Source organism: Pantoea dispersa, assembly GCF_035783935.1.
In the GTDB taxonomy this organism is placed as follows: Bacteria; Pseudomonadota; Gammaproteobacteria; order Enterobacterales; family Enterobacteriaceae; genus Pantoea; species Pantoea dispersa_C.
In genome coordinates this window covers 167,248-184,466 of the sequence record NZ_JALKOV010000007.1, presented here as the reverse complement: position 1 = coordinate 184,466, position 17,219 = coordinate 167,248, and the positions used below count along the sequence as shown (strand labels likewise).

Sequence of the window (17,219 nt, the reverse complement as noted above, 5' to 3'; positions counted from 1 at the left end):
AGCTCAGCTTTATTATCCTGAACAACCCTTCGCCATAAAAAACGGATACTTATTTTTTATTTTATTTCTTTGATAAATTGACTGCCGTTTAGCTTAAGTCGGATTAACACGGCACCGCCATAATCATTCATGTACTGGAAATCCATTGCGGTGATACCCGTTACTGATTTCTTATTCTGTGGAAAATAGGTTTTCTCAGACTGAGGCTCGACCATGTCGGCGTTCAGCTCCGTTTTTTTTCCACCGGATAGCGCATTGACCGAATTAAACGAGAAATAGTAAGGCGTAGGATTTCTTACTTTGATGCCCTCACCTTTGCTGCTATCGCGCACCAGACTCCATTCAAGTTTTTCCACTTCCGTTGCGGGTGATCCTCTGAGCAGCGCTTTAGGACGGTAAAAAATCTTGATGCGCGTGCGGAAAGCAATCTCAAGCTTTTGTCCCTGTTGCTCACCCGTGGCTTTTGGCGGTATTTCAAGCAGGTTAAACCAAAATAAAGACTCCTTATCCTGCGGTAACGCCATGCCGTTATAGAACATGCGAATGCTCTGGCCTTTATTGGCCTCAACGCGAAAAACGGGGGGCGTCAGGATAAACGGGACTTTACTTTTTTGTACGTCAACCTGTGCATCACCCTCATCCACCCACACTTGTGCCAGTGCAGGATTGGTATTCATATTTATCGTACGCACATTCACTTCATTCTGATCGCCGGGAAAAATAATCCGCGTCCCGCTTATCACAATGGATGAAAATGCCGGAGTTACCGCACTGAATAATAGTGATGCCAGCAGGATTTTTTTAAACATAACGATTATCCAGATACGTTGCTTAATAAACAGTTTGCAGGAATAAACTGTGGTTAATACAGTGGCGCCCTTACCGGGCAGCCACATGAGTGAGGCTTATTTATAGGCCAGGGTGTACAGCACTTTCGCATAGACCGGACCGACGGTTGATGCGCCCGTTGCGTAGTAACCACCGGCGTAAGTGGTGGTGGCTTTACCATCATCACTGATGTTGAAGTATTTACCGGTGCTGCCAACAGGCAGGAAGCCCGTGCTGACGCCGTAGTCATACAAACGAACTTCAACATTCTGTGCTTTATTAGCATCCGGTGAGGCGTTGATCAGGTTCTGCGTTTCCGGGTTTGCACCCGAGCTGCCGTTTGCTTCAAAGTGCACCGCAACCTGAGTTGGGCGGTCAGGCGTGCCACTTACCGGACAATTTTCAACACGGATATTAAATGACGTTGAACCCGTCTGATCGCCAGCTTTAGCCAGCGCAGAGCGGTTAACCGTTGGCAGCGTAACCTGCAGCGCTTCATCACCGCTCACGATGCTACAGGTGTTATCAGTGACTTTACCGTTGAATTCGACGTAACCATTATCCACAGCGGCTGCATTACCCGCAGCGAGCAGAGCCAGAACTGCTATTGAAGTTTTCAGCTTGCGCATCTTAACTTTCCTTAAATGACTTTCCGTTAAAAATAACTACGTTTGACATTCCATCTCAGGTCTCACCTGAACAATGAAATTTTTTGCCGCTGTGCCGCTTATTTTTTTAGCGTCACCACATATTTATCGTTCTGTCTGTCCAGCGTAATGACGTTATTTTTCAGTTCCGCATGGTGTGCAAGAATGTGTTTACCGAGTAAGGTAGTGATCGTCTGCTCAATAATACGAATCAGCAGCCGAGCACCGGTTTCAGCCACATGGCATTGCGCAACAACATGTTCAACCACAGCATCGGTATATTGCAGCTCACACTGATATTGCCTCATCACGCGATCCTGAATACGCGCCAGATGTAACCGCACGATTTTACCCAGCGAACGTTGCTGCAAAGGTAAATAAGGAACGACAGTCACTCTGCCAAGAAAGGCGGCGGGGAATACTTTTAATAACTCAGGTTGCAGTGCGGCCAGCAGCCCTTCATGTTCGGGCGCGGTTTCTTCATCGCTATACAGCTGGCTTATTAATTCACTGCCTGTATTACTGGTGAGTAACAGCACCGTATTTTTAAAATCGATGCTGCGCCCTTCCCCATCTTCCATGTGACCTTTATCGAACACCTGATAAAAGAGTTCATGGACATCCGGATGCGCTTTTTCAATTTCATCCAGCAGTACCACACTGTAGGGACGACGACGCACGGCCTCGGTCAGCACTCCCCCTTCGCCATATCCGACATAGCCCGGCGGCGATCCTTTCAGCGATGAGAGGGTGTGTGATTCCTGATACTCGCTCATGTTGACCGTAATCAGATTTTGATCGCCACCGTAGATGCTTTCGGCAAGTGCCAGTGCGGTTTCGGTCTTGCCGACACCGGATGGACCAACCAGCATGAAGACGCCCAGTGGTTTACGTGGATCGGCCAGACCAGCCCTTGCAGTCGTAATGCAGTCGCTGAGTTGATCAAGAGCAGCAGACTGACCAATCACACGCGCATTGAGGCGCGCCGGCAGCTCCATGACTTTTTTCAGCTCGTCTTTCAGCATCTGGCCAACGGGAATGCCGGTCCAGTCGCCCACTATGCGCGCAACCACATCTTCATTAACCTCGGCCTGCACTAACTGCTCACCGGTGACTAACTGTGCCAGTTGCTGCTCTTCCTTCTGCAACCGTTCCCGTAATGGGGTTAGCAGGTCACTATCGCCCTCCGGCTGCGACATCGCGCCGGCAATCTCATGCCGCAGAGTGACAATCTGGCCGACGCGCTCGCGTTCGGCCTGCCAGCGCTTTTCTAATGCCTGACCTGCTTCCGACCACGCTGTGAGTGAGACATCCAGTTCGGCCATACGCGCAGTCGCATCACGCCCATACTGATGGGCTTTCGCCAGCGATTGCCGTTCAGTACGCGCGGTTTCCTGCTGCCAGATCAGCTTTTGCAAATCGGCTGGGGCAGTGAATTGTGCCACGGCAATGCGTGCGCAGGCCGTGTCTAACAGGCTGATCGCCTTATCCGGCAGTTGTCTTGCCGGGATATAACGATGCGATAAGGTGACAGCAGCCTGGACGGCGGCATCCGTGATCCATACCCCGTGATGCTTCTCCAGGGCTGGTACCAGGCCGCGCAGCATCGCCACGGCGACATCTTCGAGCGGTTCAGCGACCTGCAATACCTGAAAACGGCGCGTCAACGCCGGATCTTTCTCGATATGGCGCTTGTATTCACTCCAGGTGGTGGCACCGATGGTGCGCAACTGGCCGCGCGCCAGTGCCGGTTTTAACAGGTTGGCAGCATCGCCCGTGCCGGCATTGCCACCCGCACCGACCAGCGTGTGAATTTCATCAATAAAAAGAACCACTGGCTGAGGCGAAGCTATCGCTTCCTCAAGTACGCCTTTCAGGCGCGCCTCAAACTCCCCTTTCATGCTGGCCCCTGCCGCCAGGGCAACCACATCCAGTGTGAGCAGGCGAACCTTTTCTAACGCTGGCGGCACCGCGCCGGAGACAATCGCCTGTGCCAATCCTTCCACCACAGCGGTTTTGCCTACGCCTGCGTCCCCCGTCAGCAGGGGATTATTCTGGCGCCGGCGCAGCAGGATATCGATCATGGTGGCGATTTCCTGGTTTCGTCCCAGCACAGGATCGGTCTTGCCTTCCCTTGCCAGTGCGGTCAGGTCCGTGGTGTATTGCGCCAGTGAAGCAGAAGGCGCCTGACCCATTGCCTGGCTGGCTTCACCCGGCATGGACCCCTCATAGAAGGCCGTGCCATCGCTGGCATCTTCTGTCGCTTCCGGTGAATCCGCGGTAATGTATTTAAACTCGCTGGTCATCACGTCCAGCGCCACTTTTTCCAGCGCAGGTGCCATACCCAACAGTGCACGGCGCAGCTCCATGTTGCTGAGCATGGCAATCAGCAAATGAGCACTGCGGATGCGGTTGTCCAGACACTCAAGGCTCGCACACACCCATGCGCGCTCAATGGCCAGTTCGATATGGTATGAGAAGTCAGAAATAGCGCTGGCACCGGTTGGTAAACGCCCCAGAGCCTGAGTGAAGCCGCGCTCAAGCTGTTCCCCGTCAATGTCAAAGTAACGAACAATATGTCTGAGATCGCTGTCTCCATGCTGCCAGAGCTGATTCATCCAGTGAACTAACTCGACATAAGGATTACCGCGCAATTTACAGAAGGTGGTTGCACTCTCAATCGTAGCGAAAAGTGTTTTATCCAGCTTGCCAAATAAATTCTTCCTGATTATAGCCACGCTCTTCACCTTTAAAATTTTGCATGTGCAGACGGGATAAATCACCCTGCTATCGGGTTATCGTGCAGTGAACATGTCCTGCGCACTCAATGGCGATGAAATTTAACGGGTCATCCGATTATTGTGAACCCCCTGAATTCACATTAGGAATAAAATTAACAAAACTCCTGGCTAAACGTTTTTTTAAATGCACTCGGGATTTGCCACCTTAAAAAAACCTGAGAGATGGACAGGAGAAATTAGATAAAATAAATATAAATCAATCATATAAATGAAAAAATCATTCAGAAACCTTCAGTGGCCTTTCCATTTAATAAGTAAATTCCTACACCGGCGTAATCAATAGACTATTTATTACCTGAACATAAAATTTAAAATAACCCTTTTTAAAATCGCAGGCTAAAAAAATTAAAAACCTGCTAATACTGGTGCACAGCACAGCATTTAAATTAAGTGGAAGTTTAAACAAATAAAAATTACTGACTGTCCTGTATCAGGCATAAGACAGAAAATCAGAGAACGATCATGGACCCTAAATTTCTTGATTATTACAATAAAGAACTGACGTTCATGCGTGAAATGTCGCGTGACTTTGCCGCACAGCATCCCAAAATTGCCAAACGGCTGGGTATGCATGGCATCGAAGTTGCCGACCCTTTTGTTGAACGACTGATTGAAGCTTTCTGCTTTATGTCCGCCCGTACCCAGGTCAAACTGGATGCCGAATTTCCTCTCTTTACCCGCCGGTTACTGGACATTATCTACCCCAATTACACTGCACCTACCCCGTCAATGGGCGTGGTTCAGTTGCAGCCCAGCCTGAAAGAGGGAGATCTGACCCGGGGCTATTGTGTCCCTCGCAATAGCGCCTTTCTGACCCCTATTGCCCCCGGTGAGGTGACGCGCTGTGAATTTCGCAGCGGCCAGGCAGTGCAATTGTGGCCGTTTATCGTGTCCGAAGCGCGTCTGACCAGTTTACCGCCGGATATGCCCTCGCTGGAACGACATCGTATCCCGGTGCATCGCCTGAAAGAGGCTTTGCGGATTAAATTAAAGTTACCCACCGGCATGACCTTTGCACAGCTGGAAGGGCTTGACCGCTTACCTTTTTACATCGACGGTGATGAGCGTATCGTCTCGCACATCTTCGAAATGCTCTATGGCAGTCACGTGGCCACCATCGTCCGGGGTTCCCGCGACGGTCAGGTGATCGACACGGTCATCAGTAAAGCAGCATTAAGCTTCGATAGCCTGTCGCCAGAACAGAGTTTACTGCCGGTGTCGTGGAATATTTTCCATGGTCACAATCTGGTGCATGAGTATTTTTCCTGTCGTCAGCGCTTTTACTTTTTCACCGTGACCCAACTCGCCACCGCAGCAAAGCAGAACAACGCGGACGAAATGGAGATCATTATTCTGCTGGATCGGCAGTCACAGGCGCTGGCCAGCCATGTCACCGCCTCGCGCTTCCTGCTGCACTGTACCCCGGTGATTAATTTGCTTCCGCGGCGGATGGATAAGCTGGAGATCAACCGTAAGCTGAATGAATTCCATGTTCTTCCGGACCGCAGCAGACCGCTGGATTTCGAGATTTATGCCATTGAAAAAGTGTTTGGCCAAAAAGCGGAAAGCAGCGAAGAGGTCAACTTCAACCCCCTGTTTCAAACGCGCCATAGCGACAAGGGCAACTATGGCCGCTACTTTTCTACCGTCAGAAAAAACCACACCGGGAAGCGTAATACGCGCAAGTACGATACGCGTACGGCGTATGCCGGTACGGAAGTTTTTTTGTCACTGGTGGATCAACAGAACGCCCCTTACAGCGATGACATCCGTTATCTCTCGATCGAGGCGCTGGTAACCAACCGCGATCTTCCCCGCTTAATCCGGGTCGATGGTAGCTTCTCGCTGACCATCACGGATTCAGCGCCGGTCAGCGGTGCCCGTTTCCTGTTTCAGCCCAGTGCCCCACGCTCCCCCTTTGCGCAGGGCGAATCGGCATGGCGATTGATTCGCCAGCTCAGTTACAACTATCTGCCCTTATCAGATATGCCGCACAGTGAAGGTGGTGAGGCGCTACGTAATATGCTGCGTCTGTTTGTTAACAACGCCGATCGCGAGGCTAACACGCAGATAGATGCCTTAGTCGGCTGTAAAAGCGAGCCGGTGATTCGCCGTTTACCGGGCAATGGGCTGCTGGTTTATGGACGTGGTATCCGCTGTTCAATCACGCTTGATGAAGAAGGATTCTCCGGCATCAGCCCGTATTTGTTCGGCATGATTATGGAGAACTACCTGGCACGACACGCAGCGATCAATGTCTTCACCGAGACTGAGTTACTGACCATGCAGCGCGGGCGAATTGGCTTATGGCAACCCCGTCATGGACGCAGAGGAGTGTTGTAATGGCTGATCGGCCGGCAATCTCCCCCGTACATGGCCTTGAGCACTGGTTTGATGAAGCTGCCCCCTGGGACAGCGGCTTCATTAGCCTGATGCGCATGCTGGCGGCACGTTCACCTGACCAACCCGAACCCGGCACCGCCGCGCTGCCCTCCTGTGAAAACTTTACTCTTGGTCAGACGCCGCACATGGGGTTTGCGCCACGCGAAATTGAACACGTCAGTCAGCTCAGGGGGAAAACACACATTCAGCTGTTCGGTCTGGGCGTCTGGGGTTCACAGGGCGCAATGCCGCTACACCAAACCGAGCTCGCCTACAGCCGGAATGAGCAGCACGATCAGACGCTAACCCATTTTGTGGATCTGTTTCATCATCGCGCGCTGGCGAATTTCTATCGTGCATGGGCGGTCTCGCAGGACACTGCATCACTGGATCGTCAGCAGGAAGAACGCTTTTCCTTTTACACCGGCAGCCTGATGGGCATTGATCCTCAGGCGCTGACGGAAAATGTTCTGCCGCGCCACCCCCGTCTCGCTGCGGTCTCACATTTGGTTCGCGAAGCGCGTAATCCCGAAGGCTTGCTTGGCGCGCTGCATTACTACTTTGCCCTGCCGGTAAAAGTGCGCGAGTACGTCGGGCAATGGCTCACCCTGCAAACCGATGACCAGACGCAACTCGGTATGGGCAACGCCTCGGCGCTGCTGGGTGACGGTGCGCTTCTGGGTCAAACCGTTCTGGATCGGCAGCACAAATTTCAGCTGATTTTCGGACCGTTAACCCTGAAGCAATATGTACGTTTCAGCCCATGGGGCCAGGATCTGCCGGTGTTATGTGAATGGGTTCGCCAGTTTGTTGGCTTTGAGTACGCCTGGGAAGTCAGTCTGGTACTGGAAGCCAGCGAGGTTCCCTGCGCCACCCTGGGGGAAAGTCATCAGCTGGGTTATACCAGCTGGCTGGAGCGAGATGATCAGGATACACCGCTGGCGGGCATGAGCTTTGAACCGGAGATTTACCATAATGCTTCCTGAGTAAGGCTACTTAACTCTCCCCTCTACACTCGCTTATTAAGGATGAAATGTGCGTGATTATGCGATCCCGGCGTGCCCGGTGTGGTACCAGCCATTACTGATACCGGTTAGCGAAGATTCGCCATGCGGTGCGAACCTGGAAGATGACGCCGCTTTTCTTCTGCTTGAAAGTCGCTTAACGCCCAAAATGGGGGCGGAGTACGGCCACTTCGTGGAAGCCGTTGATCCGGTTAACTGGGCAGAGATTGAACGTGACGTCAAAACCCTGCTAACCCGCAGTCTGGATTTACGCCTGGTCGTGATCCTGATCCGCTGCCGTTTGCGCCGGATTGGCGTGGCTGCGCTGGATGAAGGGTTATGCGCGATCATCTGGATGTTAAACCAGTGGCCAGAGCAGGTTCATCCTCAGTGCTATGACGAAGGGATGTTTGAACCGATTATGCGCGCAAACGCCCTGGCCGAGCTGAGTTCACATGAAGGTATTCTGGCTGATTTAAGACAGCAGCCGCTGCCAAAAGTGACCGGTTTACAGCTCAGCGTACGCGATGTGGAACGCACGAAGCTCACGCCGCATGCCGAACAGGCGCTGGACGAGACCGCCTTATCACTGGCGATGCTGGGCTGGCAGGAGCAACAATCGGACGCCATCATTTCATTGCGCAACGCCGATTACCATCTTGGTCAGTTACACCGGCTGTTAACCGACTCACTGCGGGAGGACGCGCCTGGTTTTGACGATCTCGTCAGGCTGCTGGCGCTGTTTCGCTGGGGCGATGTCAGTAAAGTGCGGGTCACCCAGGCAACTGAACCGACTGAGGCGACGCCCGACTCCACGGCAGACGCACTGCCGGATATTAGCCAGACGGAACCGGAGGCTGAGCCGCTGGCTGTCGCGCTCACCGCGGCGAATATTGCGGGTTCCGCGCCCGGCGTACCGGCACTTCCGCTGCGCGGTATCCAGGATCGTAGCGATGCGTTGATGCGTCTGCGTGAAATCCAGCAATGGTTTTTACGCTATGAGCCCAGCAGCCCGGTAGGTGACATGCTGGCCATCACCGAACAAATGGTGGGTAAACGTTTTGCCGAACTGTTGCAGATTTTGCCGCAGGAACTGATTGTCAGACTGAGCCAGGGACAGGAGAGCTGAGAATGAAACGACGGAATAGCCTGATACTGGTAGTGAGTACGTTACTGAGCCTGCCAGCCATGGCGGCCTGCCAGTGGGATCCCGATCCTGCATTTGGCGGTGAAAAACCCACGACGCTCAACATTAGCGGCACTACCCTTTATGTTGATGCCAATGCGACCACCGACGCCATCATTGCAACGCTGAATTCCAGCATGCAGGCGCGTCAAATCAGTTACATCAACTGTGTTCCCGGAGAGAGCTACGGCAAAACAGCGCTGCCGCCCTTACAGCCCACCGGCACGGCGCGCTACTTTACCACCAATATTGCCGGGCTAAGCGTCAGGCCAGCCTGGACTAACGCCACCGGCAACTTTGGTTACTACCCTTCTTTCCAGACGATGCCGGAGAAGCGTTTCAATTACCCGGTCAATTCCTATTTCAGGCTGGAATTCATCAAAACCGCACCGCGGCTGAAACTAAAAGATCCCAAGGGAGATATCGCGCTGAATGCCGGGGTTATCCTGCGTAACTGGATCACCGTCGATACCGCGTCTACCTATGCCCAGCTGCTGCAGATTGGCGATATTCGTATTGTCAGCATCCCCAGTTGCAGTCTGGATGGCCCGCGCACGGTGGATTTCGGCGACGTCGCGGCCAGTGACCTTAAACGCGGAGTGGTGCGCGATTTGAATTTCAGCCTGACATGCGCCACCGACTACGGGTCTTACAGTGCAACCGCGTCATTATCTGCGGCATCACCCAATAGCGATGGCACCATCCCGGCGGCAGACAGCGCCGGAAACAGCGACCGCATGAAAATCCAGGTCACTGACAGCAGCAATGGCAAGATGCCGGCTGACGGCTCGCTCGGCGAAACGCGCCTCAACGTGGCCGACAGCGTACCGGTGAATTACCGCTGGAAAGCGACCCTGCTGGAAGGCAACGGCACGCTCCCTGAGGATGGCAAACTCACGGCGCGCGCTGAAATCCTGCTGGTGGTGAACTGATGTTCTCACACTATCCAGACTGCTGATATGAATACGATTTTTATCGGAATTGCCAGCTACCGGGACACAGAGCTTATCCCTACGCTGCTGGATATGCTGGCACAGGCGAGTCAGCCCGACAGGCTGCATATTGCGGTGTGCTGGCAGGATGACGGCGATGTCTCACCTTTTACTGCGCACGGTTTCAGCTGTCAGCAGGCTGGCACGCATGGGGGGCATCTGCGCTATCGGCTGGTCAAAGATGGCGCAATCATTGATCTGATCGCGGTTGATTACATGAAAAGTCAGGGAGCCTGCTGGGCCCGGCATCTGAGCAACACGCTGTTCGCCGGGCAGCGGTATCACCTGCAGATTGATTCTCACAGCCGTTTCATTCCGCATTGGGATGATGAAATGATTGCAATGCTGGAGCGTCTGCGCCCTCAGAGCACCCGACCGGTTCTGAGCCATTATCCCCCGCCCTATACGCCCGATCAGCAAGCCAGCGAACGGAGCACCCGGATCAGCCGTCTGGTCTTTAGCCAGTTTAATGACAAGGGTATTGTTACGCTGAAATCCGCCGCCATGCAGGATGACACTCCGCGTTACAGCGGCTATCTGGCTGCCGGTTTTATCTTTGCCGATGGCCATTTTGTGGAAAACGTGCCTTACGATCCGCAGCTATTTTTTAGCGGTGAAGAAATTTCATTAGCGGCAAGGGCGTACACTCACGGCTACGATCTGTACACGCCGGATAAAGCAGTGCTTTGGCATTACTACGGCAGGAATGACGCGCCCAAATTCTGGAGCGATCACACTAATGAGGCAAAAGAGCGCAGCCTGATTGATGCTGCGTGGTGGGAACGGGACGCTATTTCCTGCCAGCGAATCCGCTGTTTGCTTGGCATCAGCCAGGAACCGGTGGATCTCGGCCCGTGGGGGCTGGGTCTGCAACGGACGTTGCAGGCGTTTGAGCAGCGTATTGGCGTCAATTTCCGGCAGCAGGTCTTTATCCGGCATCACCTGGTAAAGCTGAAACGGGCCGATATCGATCTGCCAGGCGCTGAGGTGCTGTGGTGGCACCTCAGCGTACATAAAGCTGACAACACGCCGCTGATGCAGCAGCAGCTTTCCCCCGACGAGATCAACAGCCTGCACAGGCGTGATAACGGAGAGACGTTTGAGCTCCGGGTGGCATTGAACGCAGATTCAGCCAGCCATGCACATTGCATCCGCTTGTGCCCTTACATAAACGGTGTCGGCTGGGGCGAGATTCGGGAGGCGGCATGGTAAACACCCATCCTGCACTGGCCGAGCTGATCGCCAGCTGCACGCTGCTCAATATGCGCGGCATTATTCCCTCACAGCTGGATCTCCAGCAGCAGTTGCAGCAAAAAATCACCTGCTACAGTCGCTACCTGGCAGATAAAGGCTATCCAGTGGCAGAGGTGAACGCTTTACATCGCCTGATGTGTCGGGTGATTGACCGGGCGGCAACCGGTTGTCTCGCCGCACAGGGACTCAGCTGGAACAGCTATCAGCTGGCACCCGGCTTTTATGGTCATTACGAAACCGATATTTACCGCTACGCGCACAGCCAGCTATTGCTGGGATCGGCTAATGAAGAGATCAACGGTGCCGCGTTGACGCTGTATACCCTGTCACCACAGCCTTTGCCGGGCAGCGCGCAGCTACCTGTTTGCGCTCGGCAGGTTGCCCCAGTGGAAGCGGATGCGGAGGAGATGGCCGCTATTGATGAACCCGTATCGGTGCAGGCTGCGGACACAAATGCGGTGTGGCGCTGGAGAAGACCGCTATTCCAGTTACTGATATCAGGCTTACTGCTGGGATTACTCTGGTATGGATGTCGCACGCTGCTAAGCGGGGGGCTTTGATGCGCACGCAAAAACTGCCTGTGCTCGTGGTCGCCAGTGCGCTGATCATTATCTCCGCCCTTACGTGGCTCGAACCCGATCCGCTTAGCGGTAACCTGCTGATGATCGGGTTCGTGATCCTGGCCGTGATGCTGATCGTGCAGCAATGGCGGCGGGAAACGCGCGCGCTCCCCTCATCCCCGCCCACTCTCGAAGCCGAGCCTGAAATCCCGGCGCCGGTCGTGCTAATCCTCGGACCGTATGCGAAAAAATGGTTCACCGAATCCAACTACACTGACAGTGCCCGCTTCAGCCGCACAGCGGCCTGGTCACTGATTACTACGCCCGCAGAGCTAAGCCACCGTCTTGATTATATTCAGCAGCACGCGCCTTCTACCGACGTGGTGACATTTTTCCCCTTTTTGCCTGATGGCCACGACAGCGTGGACATCATCACTGACCAGCTGATGCGCTGGAAGCGGGATTTTGCCGGTGTGATGTCAGCAACCAGCCTGCCCTGTTTCCTGGGAATCTATGCGCAGTTAAGTAGCGAGTTACGTCAGCATTCGCTAACCAATGCGACCTGGTGCGGCGAGCTGGATATCAACCAGCGGGAGGCGCGTACGCTGGCCGGGGAGATGAGCCGCGTAAAGCAGCAGCTTATAATGCAGGATCACGCTATCGCCAGCCACGTTCAACGCGCCGCACTGGGCAGTGAATTACTGGACTGGATGGAGCAGCAGCAGATTGTTACCACGCTGCAGCACATTGTGACGCAGTATCCGCTGCAACTCAGCGCGGTGCTGCTGTGTGACTATGGCTATGGCTTTACCCGGCATGGCGCATGGTCCAGCTGGCTGGCGGAGCGCTACGCCATTCTGCCACCGCTAGGCAGACGGATATCAATGTTACCCCTGCCTGCGGTGCGGCAGCGTCGCCCTGTCACCGTACCGCATGTAGCGCCACCGGCGGTGTATGGCAAACAGCCGGCCTGGCTGTGGAGTCTGGGTCTGATTGCGCTGCTGCTGGCTGTGCAAGTAACCGCAGCGGGCTGGCGCGCAGAACAGCAGCAGCAAGCCTACGCTCAGTCCATCGCCTCGTTACCGACGCCGGAACAACTCTCGGTGGCATCACTGCAGCACAACCTCGCGACGCTTCAGCAGCTGTATGGGCAACAGGCACAGTGTGCGGCGCAGCTGTCGATGCTGAGCTGGGGCCTGAACCGGTGTGCCGTCCTCGCCCAACATGCTGAACTTCAGATTCACGGGTTGCGGTCGATCAAGGTCATGACGACGGCGACTACCGTGCCGCTGTTTGAGCCCGGTAAAGCGCGCATTTCACCGCAGGCACTGACACACCTTGAGGCGATGGCGCAACAAATCGCGCTGTCGCCGCACACGCAGCTGATGATTGTCGGGCACGCTGACAGCAGCGGCGGTGACACCCTGAACGCTTCACTCTCGCTGGAGCGAGCCACTGCCGTGCGCAACTGGCTGATGAATAACCATGTGGACGCCGCACGCATCCGGGTGCGTGGCGCTGGGGCAGCAGAACCTGTCACCAGCAATAGCTCAGCCCTGGGTCGTCAGGCGAACCGGCGCGTTGAAATTCTGCTTATCCCTGCTCATCTCTCAACAATGGAGCCTGTTTCTTATGAGTAATAAAAGCATTATGTATTCCATGACCGAAGGCGTATTTATGACAACGCCGCCGGTACTGGACCGTTCAATCCAGATTCTGCTGTTCCGCGATCCGGATGACAAAGAGTACCGCATTGTCATCACGCGCGCGGCGCTGGCGGAAGAGCAGACGCAGGAGCAATGGGTAGAAAAGGAAATGGAGAACCTGCGCTTTCGTCTGCCTGGCTTCCAGACGGAAGGTAAACTGTTAAAACACCAGATTGGTCCGGCTAAGCTTGACGTCATTCAGGTAGCCAACCGTTATCTGGATGAGGGGGAGGTCGTCCGGCAGGTGCAATCCGTAATCAAAATACCTCAGCATCCTACCTATAATCCCGCAGACCTTGACGTGCTGGTTTTTACCCTGCAAACCACTATTAATGAGTTTACCGATTATCAGCGTAAACATTATGTCCAGATTATTAACAGCTACGCGCCAGCCCTGTAAACCGGCAGACGCGCAGGTCCTGACAGATATAAAGGAATCGCCATTATACAAGGAGTTGTATTATGTTGAGCGTCGCCGTTGAGTCAAATAATGTTTATTACCGTCTCGGCCTCATCAGGCTGATTGAACACATCAGTCAGGTTAAACCGCTTGATGAGTATCAGATTCTGCAGCAGAACGTCTCCAGGCTGAGTGAAACGGCGCATCTCATTTTTACTGAAAACGCGGCAATCATTAATAGCGGCCTGCAATATAAAAGCAATGAAAAGCCGCTGGGTAAGCATGAGCACAGTTCTGCCATACATATTACCTTCAACGCATCCGGCTTGTTCATTGAAGATGCCGGTAATTTTATCAGCCGCATTTTTAACGCAACCGCTTTACTGCTGGCCGGCATGGATCAGCGAGAGTTTTTCCGCTCGCTGAAAGTACGTAAACAAGCGCAACTTTCTGATGCAGAGAAACGGCTGGTGATATTGAGTGGTTACGGGCACGATATCGTGAATATTTCCCGCATCATGCACTGCTCCCCCAACAGCTCTTATACTTACCGCCGCAATGCAATGAAGAAACTGGGCATGGATAACCGGCTGCAATTTTATAAATATGTGCAGGTGCTGGTGCATTTCAAACAGCACAATAATATTTTTATTTGTCTGTAAGGACCCGATATCCCTGGTGCTGAATTCACGTTATGACGAGCTGTGCCGCCCTGAACAGATGCCGCGCGACGTGCCAACCGCATCCGGGCTAACAGACATAAAAAACCCGGCTTGCGCCGGGTTTAACGTCATCCTGATAGTCGTCGTGCTCGATTAACTGTAAGCATGCAGCGTGCGCTGGCACAGTGCCGAGCGAACGCAGTCGTCTTTGCCGAACCGCACCACGCCAATCATCTCATCCTCTTCGAAGCGCGCCAGCGCATCGGCAAGGCCAGATTTGACGCTGGCGGGCAGGTCGCACTGGGTGACATCACCGTTGACAATCACGGTGACGTTTTCGCCCAAGCGGGTCAGGAACATCTTCATCTGCGCAGCGGTGACGTTTTGCGCCTCATCCAGAATCACCACCGCATTCTCAAAGGTACGTCCGCGCATATAAGCGAAGGGCGCGATCTCTACCTTGGCGATTTCGGGTCGCAGGCAGTACTGCATAAAGGAAGCGCCGAGACGTTTAACCAGAACGTCGTATACCGGTCGGAAATAAGGGGCGAATTTCTCGGAGATGTCTCCTGGCAGGAAACCGAGATCTTCATCCGCCTGTAAAACCGGGCGCGTCACAATGATCCTTTCGATGTCCTTATTGATCAGGGCCTCGGCTGCTTTCGCAGCGCTGATCCAGGTTTTACCGCAGCCGGCTTCACCGGTCGCGAATATCAGCTGTTTCGTTTCTATGGCGTTAAGATAGTGCGCCTGAGCATCGTTTCTGGCCTCAATTGGTGACCGGTCACGCACATCGCGCGCCATGCCAATTGCATCCAGCCCACCCATCTGCACCAGCGAAGTGACCGATTCTTCTTCACGCTGACGATGACTGCGAGAGTCACTGCGAAGCACTCGGCGGGCTTCACGACGCGCTTTGATCACTGCTTTCTGTCTTCCCATAGTGGCACCTTACAGTTGGTTTCATTTATCGCGGCGGATCACCCGCGGCGATGATTTGAACGCTTTAGAGGTTTTGTTGGCTTCCTTGTAAGCCGTATCGAGCCAGTGAGAAAAGTGTGCAACAACGCCGAAACGCTGCCGCGCACCGGTAAACAACGGAAATGAATTCGAAGGCGATAAAAGAAAAGTGAAGAGAATTCTCAGGCGGGAGACGCTCCCCCGCGGCGAACTGCGCTAGCTGACGTGTATTTAACTGTCCGTATGAGGACCGGGCCATGCGCGAACTCCAGTGGACTTAGCCACACAACTGACGACGCTATGACTAAAGTTCATCATATTTCCGCCGATTTGCAACACTATTTTTACTTTATGGCAAAGAAATCCCGATAAGCGGAGCATCACTACGGTGTGCTTAAATTAAATTAGTGATGGTATTCAATGGGATGGATAATTCAGGGCTTAACAAACTGTTTCAGAAAATTCGGATGTGGCAGCGTAACAGGGGAAATTTAAGACGGGCTTAACGGCAGCGCCTGCCGCGCCCTGTGGCGGACAAGCGCTGTACATTAATTAATCAGGCCTGCAACAACGGCTGTCCCAGATAATGATTTTTGTCCGCCACGCCGGGCAAAACAAAAAAGTATCCGCCGCCGATGGGACGAATATATTCCTCCAGCGCTTCACCGTTCAGTCGTTTCTGCACGGTAATAAAGCCTTTGCTTAAATCATGCTGATAACAGACGAACAGCAGCCCCATATCCAGCTGCCCTGCCCCGGTAATGCCCGAGGAGTAGCTGTAGCCGCGCCGCAGCATCAGGCTGCTGTCGGTTTGCGGCGTGCGCGGATTGGCGAGCCGGATATGCGCATCCAGCGCGATGATCTGGCCGTCCGGATCGCGGGCATAATCCGGCACGTCGTGCTCGTGCTGCATCCCCAGCGGTGCGCCGGACAGCTTCTCACGACCAAAAATGGTTTGCTGCTCGCCCAGCGGCGTGCGATCCCACATCTCGACGTGAAAACGAATGATGCGCACCGCCTGATAGCTGCCGCCGTGCGTCCACGCCGGTTCCTGCTGGTCGGGCGTTACCCACAGCAGCTGGTCCATTAACTGCGCATTGTGGGTATCCGGATTGGCGGTGCCATCTTTGAAACCCAGCAGGTTGATCGGCGTTTCGCGCCCTTTGCTGCGCGCGGCATGGTCAGCAATAAAGCCGTCGCGCCGCCAGCGCACCGCCAGCAGATCCGGCGTGTGCTTGATAATGTCGCGCAGCGCGTGGATCACCGTATCCTGCGTATTGGCACAGATCTGAATCAGCAGGTCACCGTGGCACTGCGCGGCGTCGAGCGAATCGTTCGGGAAGCGTGTCATCGTCTGCAGCTGGCTGGGCTTATGCGCCGCCAGCCCGAAACGTTCATCAAACAGCGAACTGCCGACCGACAGCGTCAGCGTCAGGTTATCGGGCGCAATCTTTGCGCCAAGGATGCCGGAGTCCAGCGGCGGCAGCTGCGGATTGGGCACCGCCGGCGCCGGTCCGCCCTGGGTGAGGAAGGCGAAGCGCTGCGTCAGCAGCCGCAGCAGGCGTTCCAGTTCGGCTTTATCACTGGCCAGCACATCAAACGCCACCAGCATCATAGATGCCTGCTGCGGCGTCAGGATGCCGGCCTGATGAGCGCCGTAAAACGGTTGCGCCTGCTGGCGCGCGTCGGGTGCAACCGTGCCGGGTGAAAAACTCTCTGCCGCGCTGGCGGCATGAAACGGACAGCCGCCGCCCAGTGCCGCCGCGCCACCCAGCATGCCCAATCCCTGTAACAGACGACGACGCGACGGTTGCGCCGCGTCATTTTTTTTACTCAT

14 protein-coding genes are annotated in these 17,219 nt (G+C 54.3%); 9 read left to right on the top strand and 5 right to left on the bottom strand.

Going from position 1 to position 17,219, the window contains the following annotated elements; translation table 11 throughout:
• Positions 1-56: 56 nt before the first annotated feature.
• From MXF20_RS15035 to tssH, 3 genes are all read right to left on the bottom strand, one after another.
• Positions 57-809 (bottom strand): molecular chaperone, encoded by a 753-nt coding sequence (locus MXF20_RS15035; protein WP_325970069.1) that lies wholly within the window; start codon positions 807-809, stop codon positions 57-59.
• A 96-nt stretch (positions 810-905) separates the two neighbouring features.
• Entirely contained in the window at positions 906-1,457 is a 552-nt protein-coding gene (locus MXF20_RS15030) for a fimbrial protein (RefSeq protein ID WP_325970068.1), read from the bottom strand.
• 98 nt (positions 1,458-1,555) lie between these two features.
• Positions 1,556-4,213, bottom strand: coding sequence for a type VI secretion system ATPase TssH (tssH, locus tag MXF20_RS15025; protein ID WP_325970174.1), 2,658 nt, complete (start codon positions 4,211-4,213; stop codon positions 1,556-1,558).
• Positions 4,214-4,738: 525 nt separating this feature from the next.
• Here tssH and tssF point away from each other — a divergent pair.
• From tssF to MXF20_RS14980, 9 genes are all read left to right on the top strand, one after another.
• Positions 4,739-6,619: a type VI secretion system baseplate subunit TssF gene (gene tssF / locus MXF20_RS15020; RefSeq protein ID WP_325970067.1), complete on the top strand. Its 1,881-nt coding sequence runs from the start codon at positions 4,739-4,741 to the stop codon at positions 6,617-6,619.
• Complete coding sequence (gene tssG, locus MXF20_RS15015; RefSeq protein WP_325970066.1) at positions 6,619-7,644, top strand: type VI secretion system baseplate subunit TssG; 1,026 nt, start codon at positions 6,619-6,621, stop codon at positions 7,642-7,644. Before tssF ends, tssG begins: the two co-directional genes overlap by 1 nt.
• A 49-nt stretch (positions 7,645-7,693) precedes the next feature.
• Complete coding sequence (locus MXF20_RS15010; protein ID WP_325970065.1) at positions 7,694-8,791, top strand: ImpA family type VI secretion system protein; 1,098 nt, start codon at positions 7,694-7,696, stop codon at positions 8,789-8,791.
• A 2-nt stretch (positions 8,792-8,793) separates the two neighbouring features.
• The gene (locus MXF20_RS15005) at positions 8,794-9,780 is read left to right on the top strand and encodes a fimbrial protein (protein ID WP_325970064.1); all 987 of its coding nucleotides are present in this window, start codon (positions 8,794-8,796) and stop codon (positions 9,778-9,780) included.
• 27 nt (positions 9,781-9,807) lie between these two features.
• Positions 9,808-11,052, top strand: coding sequence for a GlcNAc-transferase family protein (locus MXF20_RS15000; protein ID WP_325970063.1), 1,245 nt, complete (start codon positions 9,808-9,810; stop codon positions 11,050-11,052).
• On the top strand, positions 11,046-11,654 hold the full coding sequence (locus tag MXF20_RS14995) for a hypothetical protein (RefSeq protein WP_325970062.1): 609 nt from the start codon (positions 11,046-11,048) through the stop codon (positions 11,652-11,654). The genes MXF20_RS15000 and MXF20_RS14995 overlap by 7 nt, the downstream gene beginning before the upstream one ends.
• On the top strand, positions 11,654-13,294 hold the full coding sequence (locus MXF20_RS14990) for an OmpA family protein (RefSeq protein WP_325970061.1): 1,641 nt from the start codon (positions 11,654-11,656) through the stop codon (positions 13,292-13,294). Before MXF20_RS14995 ends, MXF20_RS14990 begins: the two co-directional genes overlap by 1 nt.
• A complete protein-coding gene (locus tag MXF20_RS14985; protein ID WP_325970060.1) occupies positions 13,287-13,760 on the top strand; it encodes a DcrB-related protein in 474 nt (157 codons plus the stop codon). Before MXF20_RS14990 ends, MXF20_RS14985 begins: the two co-directional genes overlap by 8 nt.
• Positions 13,761-13,822: 62 nt before the next feature.
• Entirely contained in the window at positions 13,823-14,422 is a 600-nt protein-coding gene (locus tag MXF20_RS14980) for a LuxR C-terminal-related transcriptional regulator (protein ID WP_325970059.1), read from the top strand.
• 153 nt (positions 14,423-14,575) lie between these two features.
• Here MXF20_RS14980 and phoH read toward each other — a convergent pair whose 3' ends face one another.
• Both phoH and efeB read right to left on the bottom strand, forming a co-directional pair.
• A complete protein-coding gene (phoH, locus tag MXF20_RS14975; RefSeq protein WP_021509913.1) occupies positions 14,576-15,364 on the bottom strand; it encodes a phosphate starvation-inducible protein PhoH in 789 nt (262 codons plus the stop codon).
• Between the two features lie 574 nt (positions 15,365-15,938).
• Positions 15,939-17,219, bottom strand: a complete 1,281-nt coding sequence (gene efeB / locus MXF20_RS14970; protein WP_325970058.1) for an iron uptake transporter deferrochelatase/peroxidase subunit — start codon at positions 17,217-17,219, stop codon at positions 15,939-15,941.